The following is a 13,547-nucleotide window of genomic DNA, read 5'->3' as shown; positions in this document are numbered from 1 at the left end:
TCGTCGAAGGCCTGGCGCAAGCCGTATGGGGCGCACAAGTGCATGCGCTGGATATCGGCATTGACGATGAGCCGTATGAAGTCTTTGGCATCTTGCTGTCGCAGTTTGATTTGTTTGCCGCGGCGATTGCTGGTGGCTTGGTGCTGTTGCTGGGCCTTTTGTTTAATAAAACCCGGGTGGGCATTGCCTTGCGTGCTGTGGCTGACGACCAGTTGGCCGCGCTGGCGGTGGGCATACACCTGCAGCGCCTATGGCTCATTGTGTGGGCGGTGGCCGGGTTTGTCGGCCTGGTGGCAGGCATGTTGTGGGGCGCGCGCGTGGGTGTGCAGTTTTCACTGTCGCTGATTGTATTGAAGGCGCTGCCGGTGCTGATTATTGGTGGCTTTACTTCGATTGAAGGCGCCATCGTTGGCGGCCTGATTGTAGGGGCTTCTGAAAAATTGGCCGAAGTCTTTATCGGCCCGCTCATTGGCGGCGGCATTGAAAACTGGTTCCCTTATATGCTGGCCATGCTGTTTCTGCTGGTCAGGCCGTATGGGCTGTTTGGCGACAAAGCCATTGAACGAGTGTAAACAGGGCGCGGGTATAGACACTATGTTGTATCAAGAATCTGGACAATTCATCACCGATTACCGGCTGGATAAACGTTTTTTCCGGCTCAAACAGGAGCGCTGGGCGTTTGCGGGGTTGCTGGCGTTCGCCTTCCTGGTGGTTCCCTTCATCGGCAACGATTACTGGTTTAGCGCTATCCTCATTCCGTTTCTGGTGCTGTCGCTGGCAGGCTTGGGCCTGAACCTGCTCACCGGCTATGCCGGGCAGTTGTCATTGGGCTCAGCCGCGTTTATGGCGGTGGGTGCTTTTGCCACCTACAACGCGCATTTGCGCATTGAGGGCTTGCCATTGCTGGCCAGCCTGATCGTGGGCGGTTTGGCTGCAGGCAGTGTTGGCCTGTTGTTTGGTTTCCCCAGTTTGCGCATCAAGGGTTTTTACCTGATTGTCTCTACCCTGGCCGCACAGTTTTTTGTACTGTGGGTGTTTACCAATTTCCCCTGGTTTTCCAATCACTCCTCTTCCGGCGTGATCACTGCACCTCCATTACACATATTCGGCGTTGATTTGAGTTCGCCAGTGGGCCGCTATTTGCTGACATTGACCGTGGTGCTGGCGTTGGGCTTGCTGGCCAAAACCATCGTCAGCGGTGAGCTGGGCAGAAAGTGGATGGCAGTACGCGATATGGATACCGCCGCCGCCGTCATCGGGATTTCGGTGCCAAAAACAAAGCTGCTAGCATTTGCCATCAGCTCGTTTTACCTCGGTATTGCCGGTGCGCTGTGGGCATTCACTTACCTGGGCACCGTTGAACCACATGGATTTGACTTGTCGCGCTCATTCCAGATCCTGTTCATTATTATCATCGGTGGCATGGGCAGTATCCTCGGCAATTTCCTCGGCGCAGCGTTTATCGTGTTATTCCCTATCCTGCTTTCCAACCTGTCATCCGGCCTGCTGGCGGGGGCGATAGACCCTGGTCAACTGGAAAATTTTCAGAAAATGATTTTCGGCGCGCTGATTATCTTTTTCCTGATCAAAGAGCCCAATGGTTTGGCCAAGGTCTGGCAAACCATCAAGCAACGCTTGCGCGTGTGGCCACTGCGTTTCTAGGTCGTTCATTTCATTAAGGAGATTTTTATGTGTTGAACGTGCCTATTAGACATTTTTATATAACTAAAAACGATTAGTAACTGTTTTCATATTTTTAATACNNAATAAGGAGTTTTAGAGTGAAATTTCTCGGTAAACATCGCTGGCTGTGGCTGGCATTAGGATTGGCGGTCAGCAGTGTGACTACGCAAGTGCAAGCGGCCAATGAGCAATATTTTCCCTTACAAAGTTACCGTATCGGCCCCTATGCGGCAGGGGGATCCGGTTTCTTTGGCGGCTTTATTGACTACCTGCAATACGTCAATGCCAAAGACGGTGGCGTCAATGGTGTGAAATTCACCTGGAGTGAATGCGAAACCGAATATGTGGTGGAAAAAGGCGTGGAGTGCTACGAGCGCCTGAAAAAAGGCCTGAACGGCGCGCCAGCTGCAGCGACCAATCCGCTGTCAGTGGGGATTGCCTATGCGACGCTGGAGCGCTCCACCGCTGACAAATTGCCTTTGATCACCATTAACCATGGCCGTACCGACTCCACCGATGGCAGCGTATTCCCTTATGCTTTCCCGCTGCAACTCAACCCTTACAGTGAAGTGTCGGCGATTGTGAACTACATCGCCCAGCAATCCGGCGGCCTGGACAAACTCAAGGGCAAGAAGATCGTCACGCTGTACCATGGCTCGCCTTACGGCAAGGAAACCAGCCCGATCCTGGAATTATTGGCCAAGAAATACGGCTTCGAGCTGACCCTGCTTGAAGTGCCGCATCCGGGCAATGAGCAGCAATCACAATGGCTGAGTATCCGCCGTATCAAACCGGACTGGGTGATTTTGCGTGGCTGGGGCGTGATGAACCCGGTGGCGTTGAAAACCGCGCAGAAAACCGGTTTCCCGGCTGACCATATTATCGGCAACATCTGGAGTAACTCGGAAGACGACGCGGCGCCTGCAGGCAATGCTGCCAAAGGTTTTATCTCAATTACTACGCATCCTTCCGGTACCAGCTTCCCGGTATTGCAAGGGATCAATCAGTATGTAATCAAGGCCGGTAAAGGCAATCTGCAAGATCCTAAACGTTTCGGCAATGTGTATTACAACCTGGGTGTGGTTAATGGCATTCTCAACGTCGAAGCCGTACGTGTAGCGCAAGCCAAGTTCGGCAAGCGTCCACTGACCGGTGAAGAGGTGCGCTGGGGCTTCGAGAATATCAAGCTGGATGATGCACGTTTGAAAGAGCTGGGTGCCTTGGGCCTGGTGCAGCCGCTGAAACTCAGTTGCGCTGACCATGAAGGCGGCGGCGCGGTGCGCTTCCAGCAATGGGATGGCAGCAAGTGGAAAGTGATTTCAGAGTGGGTACAGGCTGACCGCCAGTTGTTGCGCCCGATTATTGAAAAGTCTTCACACGAGTATGCCAAGGAAAAAGGCATCACCCCGCGTGATTGCAGCAAAGAAGAGGTCGCTGCCAAATAAATTGCTTGGCAACGTTTAAAACAGACATGCACATCGCTTAGGCGGTGTGCATGTGCAGTTTGATGTCGTGGGCGCTGTGCATAGATTGCCGACGCGATCGAATTGAGGAGATTGTGATGTCACAAGCACATGAAAAATTAAATCTGGCGAGTGAGCCGCTGTTGCAACTGGATGATATTGAAGTGATCTATGAAAAGGTCATTTTTGCCATCAAACATATCTCACTGCAAGTCGGGCCGCAGTCTATTGTTGCGTTGCTGGGTGCCAATGGCGCCGGTAAAAGCACCATCCTGAAAGCGATTTCAGGCCTGGCACCGGCGCAACGCGGAGAAATCGTGCAAGGCAAGATTGTCTATGGCGGCAAGGAGATCACCCAAGCCACACCACGTCAGTTGGTGGCACAGGGACTGGTACAGGTGCTGGAGGGCAGGCATTGCTTCGGGCATTTAACCGTGGAAGAAAACCTGCTCACTGGCGCATTTATCCGCCGGCCATCAAGTAAGGCATTGGCACAGGATCTGGAAAGGCTCTATGCCTTTTTCCCGCGCCTCAAATTGCTACGCAAAAACTATGCGGGATATACCTCCGGCGGCGAACAGCAGATGGTCGCCATCGGCCGTGCTTTGATGGCTAACCCGAAGCTGATTTTGCTCGATGAGCCGTCTATGGGCCTGGCACCACAGATTGTCGAAGAAATTTTTGAGATTGTGCATCAGCTACAGCAGACGCAAGGCCTGAGTTTTCTACTGGCCGAGCAGAATGCCGCCGTGGCATTGCGTTATGCCAACTATGCTTATGTGCTTGAAAGTGGTCATATCACCCATCATGGCGATGCACAGACGATTGCCAGTAGCCAGGCGCTCAGCGACTCTTATTTGGGTGGCCATTAATGCATCACCCATTCGACGTGACTGATTTTTGTACAAGTAATGCTGTCTTAAGGCATGACCCATTCAGGTAGTTACAATTTAGCAATAAGTTGTGTAACATATTTGTTGCAATTATATAAAACTAACTGTAAATATTTTGGGAGCTTTCGATGCTAAAACAACTTGCTGGTGCTTTTTCATTTATTGCAATCACGTCCTTCATGACGCCGGTGGCCATGGCTTATGACTTTGATGGTACCGCATTGAGTAGTCCGGACGCTGTAGACTATTCATTTAATGCGGCTGCGACGGCTGCGACCGTTTCATTTGACCTGATTGGTTACGCAACGCTGGATGGGTTTCCTGATAACAATTACGAAGACTATTTCACCCTGTCAGTGAACGGTAGCGCTGTGTTTTCTGCGAGCTTTAACCTGGGTGGTGATGGCGGCCCGATCACGATTACTCAAGGTGACGCAAGCTACGTGTCAAATTATGTCTACAACGGTTTTAATAACGGCGGCTCGTTGACCATTACACTGCCAGTGACTTTGGTGTTAGGTAGCAACAACCTGACTTTCAGCTATGCCAGCGCCATTCCACAAGGGTTGGGAGATGAGGGCTGGGGTGTTAAAAACCTGTCCGTGACCACTGTGCCTGAGCCAGAGTCTTATGGTTTGTTGATGGCTGGTTTAGGCCTGGTAGGCTTTGCCGCCAGAAGAAAAGCTGGCAAATAAGTATTGCAGCGGTATAAAAAAACGGCCTTGCAGGCCGTTTTTTATTGCCTGAACAAAGGCTTAAAAGAAATGTGCCACATGGAAAATGGCTTTAATGCCGTCAATATCCGGCAAGTTGTTGCGATTCTCCCTGAAGTAGAACACATCAATACGCTTGTTGCTGTCGCCGTCGATTAAATAGCCCACACCCACATCAATACGTTTGCGGTCCAGGCCAGTGGTGTCATTGTTAAATTCCTGGTAAATCACTTTAGGCTGGAATTTGCCTATGCCCACTTTGTCAGCAAACGTATAGCTGCCGTTGATGAAAAAGCCTTTGGCTTCTGGCAATACGGTGTCACCGGTATTGTCGTTATCGTAGTTGTAATATGAGGCCTCCGCGCCAAGCACGGCGCCATTACTCAACGGTTTTTCCAGACGCGCATCCAGGTTCCAATACTTGGAATCGCCTTTATTCAAAATGGTGCCGGTGCCATCTTTCTGGTAGCGATACGAACCGCCAACCGACAGGATGGACTTTTTGCCGTCGTAGCTGGATAAATTGTAAAAGCCAGGCTCAGTATCCCAGAAGTTATATTGTAAACGCGTCGCGTAAGACAGGTTGTCAGCCTGGTTAGAACCGCCTTGGCGGCCATTGGTCGCCGAGACATAGTATTTAAAGGCATTGCTGCTGTCTGAACCAAAGAACACGGCGCCATTGTCACGGCCGCCAAACTGGTAAGAGCCTTGCTCGGCAATCGGGAAGTCAAAGGTGGTCGAATACATGGGCGCAACGGCAGAAGCGCGGCTGGCGGCTGGCAAAAAGCGGCCAATCCAGAAGTTGGCGTAATTGTTGAATTCCAGGCCCAGGTGACCATCCAGTAACTCTATTTTGTCGTCTGCCGTATTGCGGGCAAAGTTAAATTCAAACGAGACGTTTTCGTGCAGTTTGCCGTTGGTGTATAAACGCGCTTCTTCTACTTCAAAGTCATTAGAACGGTCTTTACCACTGGGGGCGGCGTCTTTAATCGAACTAAAGCTGACACGCGAGGCAATACCAATATTAATAAACTGGTTGTCATTGCGCTGTATGGTGGCTTCGGCAAATGCCTGGTTGCTGAGGAGTGCCAGGCTGGTCAATAGCGAGATCTGGCGCAGGCGGTGAGATGTTGGTTTGTTTTTCATGTATTCACTCTGTGTTAGTCATGTATTTATCAATGGATATAAGTAATCTTCGTCGCGCACAGGCGGGATGAGGTCACGTTACAGAGTGTCTTATTGCAGAATGTGTGCCACAAAATTAAATGATATAAATCAATGGCTTGATTTATTTTGTGCATATTTATAATGCTGGTTTATCCGCAGGGTGCTGTTCGCCTGCCTTGCAATCAGCATGTGCGCTTCCTGGTTTCTGGTCGATGTTTTTCTTAACATAGATTGACATTAAATTTGCCTGACCCCTATAATCCGATGGTTTGTTAATAAATATTATCCAAATTTACCGAGTGTAATCGCCATTGCTGGCATCTACCGTCATGGCCAATCAGCCTTTATTCCGTCACGCTGCGCTCAACGCACAAAAAAACCATTGGCTGGGCACTATCCTACTGGTGCGTCCTGTCAGTTACCTGTTGCTTACCGGTCTGGCCATCGTTTTTGCGGTGATTGTGGTGCTGTTTATGGCGTGTGCGACGTATACCAAGCGCAGTACGGTCATGGGGCAGTTGGTGCCAGAAACTGGCTTGCTGAAAGTTTATGCGCCGCAATTAGGGCTGGTGGTTGAAAGAAAAGTGCAGGAAGGGCAGTTGGTCAAACAAGGCGATATCCTGTTTGTATTGTCCAGTGAGCGCTACTCTGATGGGCAGGGCTCTGTGCAGGCATCCATCAGTGCGCAACACACGCAACAACGGCAATCTTTGCGGGATGAAATCGTCAAAACCCGGCTGCAACAGCATGACGAACAACAGGCATTGCAGTCACGCCTGTTGGGCACCCAGGAAGAGCTGACGCGTTTGGACGCGCAATACAAAGCGCAGCAAACGCGGGTGAAGCTCAGCGAAGAGGCGTATCAACGCTATCAGGGATTGCTGGAAAAAAACTATATTTCGCGTGAGCAAACGCAGCAAAAACAAGAAGACTGGATAGAGCAGTCTTCGCGGTTAGAGTCCATGGCACGCGAGCAGGTACGCATGCAGCGCGATGTGCTTGCCCGTCAGGATGAGTTGTCCAGCGTACGCGCCAAGCATCAAAACCAGATTGCGCAGCTGGAACGCAGTGTGTCCAGTGTCAATCAACAGCTGACAGAAAGCGAAGCCAAGCGACGTCTGGTGATTCGCGCGCCCGAATCCGGCACGGCAACGGCAGTGGTTGCCAGTGTCGGGATGGCGGTTGAAGGCAGTCGGCCGCTGCTGAGTATTGTGCCGCGCGGCGCCAGGCTGGAAGCACAGTTGTTTGCACCCAGCCGTGCCGTGGGGTTTGTGCGGCCTGGTGTGCCGGTGCGTTTGCGTTACCAGGCGTATCCCTACCAGAAATTTGGCCAGGCCACCGGTCGAGTGGTGTCAGTATCCAGGACGGCGTTGCCAGCCAGTGAGATTTTTACCATGGGCAATCCGTCTGGCAATAATCAAAACAGCGAGCCTTATTACCGTATTTCAGTCGTGCTAGACCAGCAAGCCATCATTGCTTATGGCGTCAAGCAGCCTTTGCAACCAGGCATGTTGCTGGATGCTGACGTCATGCTCGAGCGTCGGCGCTTGTATGAGTGGGTGCTGGAGCCATTAATCAGTTTGACTGGCAAGCTGTAGCCATGGAAATGAAAGTGAGTCATGTCTTTTCTTAGTCAGCTGTCGTTTGGCCTGGGGCGTACACTGCCCATCACGCTACAAACCGAGGCCAGCGAGTGTGGCTTGGCCTGCCTGGTCATGGTGTCAAATTACCATGGGTTTCGTACTGACCTGGCGACCATGCGCCGATTGTTCCTTATCTCAATCAAGGGCACGACCCTCAGCCACTTGATGGGCATGGCGCAAGCCGTGGGTTTTACTACGCGCCCGGTCAAGCTGGAGCTCGAAGATCTTAAAGATTTGCGTCGGCCGTGCGTTTTGCACTGGAATTTCAACCACTTTGTGGTGTTGAAAGAGGTGGGCGCGCGCCATGTGGTGATTCATGACCCGGCCATGGGCATACGCAAATTGAGCTTTGATGAAGTCTCTGCCGCATTCACTGGCGTGGCATTGGAGTTGTGGCCGAATCCTGGTTTCAAGCAGGTGACCTTTAAGCAAAGCGTGAAATTGCGCGACATGATGGGGCATGTCACCGGTCTTTACCGTTCGCTTGGGCAGGTGTTGCTGTTAGCGCTGGCATTGGAGGTGTTTGCGCTGGTGTCGCCGTTTTATATGCAATGGGTCGTTGACCATGCGCTGGTGTCGGCAGACCGGGATTTGCTCACCACGCTGGCACTTGGCTTTGGCCTGTTGGTTTTTATGCAGCAAGCCATTAGTACGGTGCGCGCATGGGTCATCATGCATATGTCTACTACGCTCAATGTGCAATGGCGGGCCAATTTATTTGCGCACTTGATCCGCTTGCCGGTCGACTTTTTTGAAAAGCGGCATCTGGGGGATGTGGTGTCGCGCTTTGGCGCTATTGATCAAATCCAGCATACGCTGACCAGCACCTTTGTCGAAGCCATCCTGGATGGTGTGCTCACCGTGGCGACCTTGGCCATGATGTTTTTGTATAGCCCGACCATGGCCTGGATCGCCATCGGTGCCATGCTCTTGTATGGCCTCGGGCGCTGGGCCTGGTTCCGGCCCTTGCGCAATGCTACCGAAGAGCAAATTGTGCATGCCGCCAAACAGCAAACCCATTTTATTGAAACCGTGCGCGGTGTGCGTGCGCTTAAATTATTTCAGCGATTAGATGAGCGCAGGAATAGCTGGTTAGGCTTGTTTGTCGAGCAAGTGAATGCTGACTTACGTACGCAAAAGTTGCAGGTGATGTATCGTTTGCTGAATGGTTTGTTGTTCGGTGTGGAACGTATCCTCATTATCTGGCTGGGGGCCAAACTGGTGATGGATGGTGCGTTCACGATTGGGGTTTTGCTGGCTTTTATTGCCTATAAAGACCAGTTTGTGACGCGCGTGAGCGGCCTGATTGACCGCATGGTTGAGATGCGTATGTTGCATTTGCAAGGTGAGCGCCTGGCGGATATTGCCCTGGCCGAGCAAGAGCCTGAAGTTGTGGATACCATGAGCAAGCAGGAGATTGGGAAATTGCCTGCCAATATTGTGATTCAGGGCCTGCGTTACCGTTATGCCGATGGCGAGCCCTGGGTGCTGGATGGTGTTGACCTGGAGATTGCAGAAGGGGAGTCGGTGGCCATTGTCGGCCCTTCCGGTTGCGGTAAGTCAACTTTGATGAGCATTATGCTCGGGCTGCGCCCTTTTAAAGAGGGGCAGATATTGGTGGGCGGGCAACCGCTGTCCAAACTGGGCTTGTCGCATCTGCGTAATATGGTCGGTACGGTGATGCAGGACGATGCGCTGTTTGCAGGCTCCATTGCTGACAATATTGCGTTTTTCGATCAGCAGGTTGATCTGGCGTGGGTGGAAGAGTGCGCGCGCAAAGCGGCGGTCTATGAAGAAATTGCCGCCATGCCCATGGGCTTTAATACCCTGATCGGCGATATGGGCGCAGCGCTGTCTGGCGGACAAAAACAACGTATCCTGCTGGCGCGTGCACTATATAAAAGGCCCAAAATCCTGTTCCTCGACGAAGCGACCAGTCACCTCGATGTGGCGCGTGAATCGATGGTCAACCAGGCCATACAGGCGCTCGATATGACACGCGTGATTATCGCGCACCGGCCGGAGACCATCGCTTCAGCCAAGCGCGTGATTGTGATGGCGGCGGGCAAAGTCCATATGACGGCGGTGGCAGGCGCATGAATGTATCTCTGCGCCTGGCGTTGTCATTATGTTGGGCGTTGGGAGTCTTGCTGCCAGCCAGCGCCATGGCGCTGCAGCTGACCGACTTTACCGAGTTTCAGGGGCGCGTCGCCGGTAGCCCGGCCAAAGAAATGCTCACGACAGCGGCTGAATCTGAATTGGCGCCCTGTGCCGCGGCCTTGCCACAACGGCCGCTGACACTGCTTGATGTGGTTGAGCAGGCCTTGTGTAATAGTCCACGTAGCGCGGAGGCCTGGTCCATTGCTAAAGCGCAGGCCGCGCAAGTGGCGGTACAAAAGTCCAATTATTTACCGCGCGTCAATGTCACGGCAGGTGCGGCCAAAGTGAGAAATCACGTTGAAAACTCATTATTTTCTTCGCTCGATCAGGACAATAACATCACCAATCGCACGGCCAGTTTGCGCTTGAGCTGGTTGCTAGCGGACCTGGGGCAGCGCGCTGCCAAGCTGGGGCAGGCGCAGGCCCTGTTAAATGCCGCCAATGCTGCGCATGATGCCGCCTTGCAAGAGGTGTTTATCACTGCGGCTCAGGCTTATTTTGACAATTTGACTACGCAGGCCACCTTGACTGCTTTTGAGGATGCGGAGTCACTGGCCAAGGAGAGCCTGGCCGCAGCGACGGCCAAATTCAAGGCAGGTGTGGGTTTGCTCACCGACCAGTTACAGGCGCAAACGGCTTACGCCCAAGCCAGGCTGGACAGAATCAAAGCCGAAGGCGACCTGAAAAATGCCCACGGCACTTTGTCTGCCGCCATGGGTTTAATGGCCAACACCCCGTTTCAGTTGTTAAAACGCAGCCAACCGCTGGAGCAGGCGGATTTTCTTAACCGGGTGGATGTGCTGNNCAGGCCACAGAATCGCATCCGGCTATTCTTGCCGCGAAAGCAAAAGTGCTGGCTGCCGAAGAAAATATTAAAGGCGTACGGGCAGAAGGCTTGCCAACACTAAACTTGAATACTGAGTTAAGTCGTTCGGATCAAATGGGTTATCAGCAACTGGCAAACTTTCCGGCCAGTAATGTCTATTCAACGACTGCCACCATCGGCTTGCAGCTGAATATGCCTTTATTTGAAGGGTTTTCGCGCAGTTATCAGGTGCAGTCTGCCGAGGCTGAGCGTCAAACGCGGGTGGCTGAGCTGAATCGCATCATGCAGCAGGTCTCGCTGGAGGTCTGGAAAAGCTATCACGCCTTGATGTCAGAGCGTGAAAATCTGCGTGCGACGGAGGAGCTTATACGTCACGCACAAGAGGCATTCAAGGTCGCGCAAGGGCGCTATCAGGCCGGGGTGGGCAATATGATTGAGTTGTTGAATGCGCAAAATGCGGTCTCCGGTGCCAGGCAGCAACATATCAAATCGCTGGCGGCTTTGCGTGCGGCCAGATTGAAACTTGCTGCCAATATGGGCAATGTTGGTTTGTGGGCCATTGTTGAACCTTGATCAACATTATTAACTTGTTTACGTAATTGTTAATTTTAGTTAATATGGTGTCGCTGTGATGTTGCTGTTATGCAGGGATGTCACCGCCTGGATCACCTTGAGTCAAGGTGATGGTGGGCGCTGGTTAACGGTGCAGTCGTCAAGGGCTGCATGGGTTAGACAGGGCACATTAATAACGCAAATGAGGAGAAGTAAATGGCAATTCAAAGCTTGAAAAAGGTTGAAGTTGAAGCAGTTTCTGGCGGTGCGGGCTTCGACCTGTCCGGTTTGCTGGGTGGCATTCCGTTGTTGGGTGGTTTGCTGGGCGGTGCGACCGGTTCTACCGGCGGCACTGTCAACGGCCTGGTCAGTACGCTGTCAGCGATTCCATTGGTCGGTCCAATTTTAGGTACCGTGCTTGGCCTGTTTGGCGGCTTGGTCAGCATTTAACAGACTCGGTTTTCCCCTCCGATGTATTTGCCCTGCTTTTGCAGGGCTTTTTTGTGCCAAAAGCTACTTACTTTTTGGTCTCAGCAGGTTTGCAGTTTTTGAGATGCAAATGATCGCTGTCATCCAGCGTGGTTTGCTCGCCGTTCAGGCGCAAATCCATGGTGCCGTAGTGATAAAGCTGCTTATCACTCGCATCTCTCGCCAGGCCAATTTCATGGTCAGGCAGCATGACCCAGGCTTCGTCACCGTTTGCGGATAGTTTCAGGCCAAAAGACTGATAATTCTCGCATTGGTAATGAATAGCTTCTTTACCGTAACGCGGCACTTCCTTGGTGCCTTTGTCAAACATGCTGGGAAACTCAAAGCTGGCGCAGCCAAATAACAAGGCAGAGACGGCAGCGATCATCAAATGTTGATAGGTGTTTTTCATTGTGTGTATCTTGTTCTAATAAGAGGCTATAAATAAATATGCACCATATTGTGCCAGTCATGCCTCACAGACTCAATCGTTTTGGTCGTGTGGATGGTAGGCCGCACGCTGCAAGCGGTCACGCAAGGCGTCCCATTCTGGAGTGGCGGGTGGCGATTCAATCAGGATAACCTCCGCTTGTGCGGCGTCCAGTGTATGTAGTGCGGCGTAGAGTTGTTCTGCCGCCTGCGCAGGATCATTCGGCAGATAAACATCTTTATCTGTTACTCGTTCAGTATTGCTAAATAACAAAGCAGCGGCGGCTGGCCTGGTTTGGGCATAGCGCAACATGGCTGGGATTGACGCAAATAGCAGGCAGGGTGTGCGTGGCGAATAATGCAGCAAATGCTGTCCGGGGACCTTCGGCGTTTGCGCCGCTTGCTGTGTGGCCGGTTTGCCTGCAATCGCTGCGATCGCTGCGGCCTCTATCATGCCTGGGCGCAATAATTGCCACTCGTCGCCATGCACGCTGACAATGGTTGACTCGATCCCCACCTGGCAGGCACCGCCATCTAATACCGGAATATCATGGCCCAGGCCTGACTCCACATGCTCGGCCGTAGTGGGGCTTAACTGTGTATATTTATTGGCAGACGGGGCAGCCAGCCCCAGGCCGCTGTCGTGTAGCAGGGCAAGCGCCACAGGGTGTGCNNAATGTCAACGGTCCTGGCCAGAATGCGTGTGCCAGTTGTTGCGCCAATGGCGGAAACTCACTTGCCCAGTCAGTTACTTGCGCCGCGCTGGCAATATGGACAATCAGCGGGTTATTGGCCGGGCGCTGTTTCGTCGCATATATTTTGGCAATCGCCAATTCGTTGCGTGCATCAGCCGCCAATCCATATACCGTTTCTGTAGGGATGGCGACCACCTCACCACGCTTTAACAGTTCAGTCGCCTTCGCCGGGCTGATACGCATCATGCACTCTGATTTTGTAAAAATTCTATTTTACTATCGAAAACCATGCGTACTACAGCATCGCTTCCTATAAAATGCGCGCTTCAGTCTAAGGAGCAACAAGATGCAAATTCAAGTTCAACATAATCCTGCCGAAACACAATTAAAGGAGCTTGGTGTTGCCAAGTGGCCCACCTGGCAAAAAGAGGTGTCTGTTTTTGACTGGACATTCCATGAGCAAGAGCAGGCATATATATTAGAAGGCGAATGTGTGGTCACCCCGATAGGTGGCGCACCTGTGAGTTTTGGCAAGGGTGACTTCGTTACCTTCCCGGCGGGGCTTAAAGTCAGTTGGGAAGTGAAGCAGCCTTTGCATAAGCATTATCATCTGGATGGCAATGTCTTGACGCAAACCTGGTTGCGACTCAAAGCAGCTTTCAAGAAATAATCATCAATTTGTAACAGAATTGTAATAGTGGCGAATGGGGGGTTGACCGCAATCCCCATCGCTGTAAAATGCGCGGCTTCCTTAAACGAAACGACATGTTTAGTTATCAGGAAGTGCCTTTAGCGGGGTGAGTTGATAGTAATTTGAAACGAGTGTTTAAATTGCTGTTGACGAAGTAAAAAACC

At 52.0% G+C, this 13,547-nt stretch carries 14 protein-coding genes and 1 pseudogene; 11 read left to right on the top strand and 4 right to left on the bottom strand.

From position 1 onward, the window contains the following. The 5 genes from B3355_RS09020 to B3355_RS09000 form a co-directional block, all read left to right on the top strand. Positions 1-572: branched-chain amino acid ABC transporter permease (locus B3355_RS09020; protein WP_292782884.1), on the top strand; the 572-nt coding region annotated here is incomplete at its 5' end. Between the two features lie 22 nt (positions 573-594). Next, positions 595-1,662, top strand: a complete 1,068-nt coding sequence (locus B3355_RS09015; protein ID WP_292782881.1) for a branched-chain amino acid ABC transporter permease — start codon at positions 595-597, stop codon at positions 1,660-1,662. 119 nt (positions 1,663-1,781) lie between these two features. Further along, positions 1,782-3,128, top strand: a complete 1,347-nt coding sequence (locus B3355_RS09010; RefSeq protein WP_047515738.1) for an ABC transporter substrate-binding protein — start codon at positions 1,782-1,784, stop codon at positions 3,126-3,128. Positions 3,129-3,244: 116 nt separating this feature from the next. Continuing rightward, positions 3,245-4,018: an ABC transporter ATP-binding protein gene (locus B3355_RS09005; protein ID WP_047515740.1), complete on the top strand. Its 774-nt coding sequence runs from the start codon at positions 3,245-3,247 to the stop codon at positions 4,016-4,018. 149 nt (positions 4,019-4,167) lie between these two features. Next, positions 4,168-4,734, top strand: a complete 567-nt coding sequence (locus B3355_RS09000) for a PEP-CTERM sorting domain-containing protein (RefSeq protein ID WP_052179025.1) — start codon at positions 4,168-4,170, stop codon at positions 4,732-4,734. Between the two features lie 60 nt (positions 4,735-4,794). Here the strand turns inward: B3355_RS09000 and B3355_RS08995 are convergent, their stop codons facing one another. Continuing rightward, positions 4,795-5,898, bottom strand: coding sequence for a porin (locus B3355_RS08995; RefSeq protein ID WP_024930107.1), 1,104 nt, complete (start codon positions 5,896-5,898; stop codon positions 4,795-4,797). A 350-nt stretch (positions 5,899-6,248) separates the two neighbouring features. Between B3355_RS08995 and B3355_RS08990 the strand changes: the two genes are divergently transcribed. From B3355_RS08990 to B3355_RS08970, 5 genes are all read left to right on the top strand, one after another. Continuing rightward, positions 6,249-7,517, top strand: coding sequence for an HlyD family secretion protein (locus B3355_RS08990; RefSeq protein ID WP_292782871.1), 1,269 nt, complete (start codon positions 6,249-6,251; stop codon positions 7,515-7,517). A 21-nt stretch (positions 7,518-7,538) separates the two neighbouring features. Next, positions 7,539-9,662 (top strand): peptidase domain-containing ABC transporter, encoded by a 2,124-nt coding sequence (locus tag B3355_RS08985; RefSeq protein WP_292782868.1) that lies wholly within the window; start codon positions 7,539-7,541, stop codon positions 9,660-9,662. Further along, the gene (locus tag B3355_RS08980; protein WP_292782865.1) at positions 9,659-10,630 is read left to right on the top strand and encodes a TolC family protein; all 972 of its coding nucleotides are present in this window, start codon (positions 9,659-9,661) and stop codon (positions 10,628-10,630) included. Before B3355_RS08985 ends, B3355_RS08980 begins: the two co-directional genes overlap by 4 nt. After that, positions 10,573-11,121 (top strand): TolC family protein, encoded by a 549-nt coding sequence (locus tag B3355_RS08975; protein WP_292782862.1) that lies wholly within the window; start codon positions 10,573-10,575, stop codon positions 11,119-11,121. The genes B3355_RS08980 and B3355_RS08975 overlap by 58 nt, the downstream gene beginning before the upstream one ends. A 195-nt stretch (positions 11,122-11,316) precedes the next feature. After that, positions 11,317-11,550, top strand: coding sequence for a hypothetical protein (locus B3355_RS08970; protein WP_024930103.1), 234 nt, complete (start codon positions 11,317-11,319; stop codon positions 11,548-11,550). Positions 11,551-11,617: 67 nt separating this feature from the next. Here the strand turns inward: B3355_RS08970 and B3355_RS08965 are convergent, their stop codons facing one another. From B3355_RS08965 to B3355_RS13620, 3 genes and pseudogenes are all read right to left on the bottom strand, one after another. Next, positions 11,618-11,980, bottom strand: coding sequence for a hypothetical protein (locus B3355_RS08965; protein ID WP_019880599.1), 363 nt, complete (start codon positions 11,978-11,980; stop codon positions 11,618-11,620). A gap of 72 nt (positions 11,981-12,052) precedes the next feature. Next, complete coding sequence (locus tag B3355_RS13625; RefSeq protein WP_349679997.1) at positions 12,053-12,451, bottom strand: Sua5 family C-terminal domain-containing protein; 399 nt, start codon at positions 12,449-12,451, stop codon at positions 12,053-12,055. A 60-nt stretch (positions 12,452-12,511) separates the two neighbouring features. Next, positions 12,512-12,935 (bottom strand): annotated as a pseudogene (locus B3355_RS13620) (L-threonylcarbamoyladenylate synthase); the annotation flags it as partial. Between the two features lie 103 nt (positions 12,936-13,038). Between B3355_RS13620 and B3355_RS08955 the strand changes: the two are divergent. Beyond that, positions 13,039-13,362 carry a cupin domain-containing protein gene (locus B3355_RS08955; RefSeq protein ID WP_019880596.1) on the top strand — a complete coding sequence of 108 codons (324 nt, stop codon included), beginning with the start codon at positions 13,039-13,041 and terminating at the stop codon, positions 13,360-13,362. Positions 13,363-13,547 lie beyond the last annotated feature (185 nt).

The organism is Methylophilus sp. UBA6697 (assembly GCF_002454655.1).
GTDB lineage: Bacteria > Pseudomonadota > Gammaproteobacteria > Burkholderiales > Methylophilaceae > Methylophilus.
Note: the sequence above shows the minus strand (reverse complement) of the source record. Positions and strands in the feature narration are given on the sequence as shown.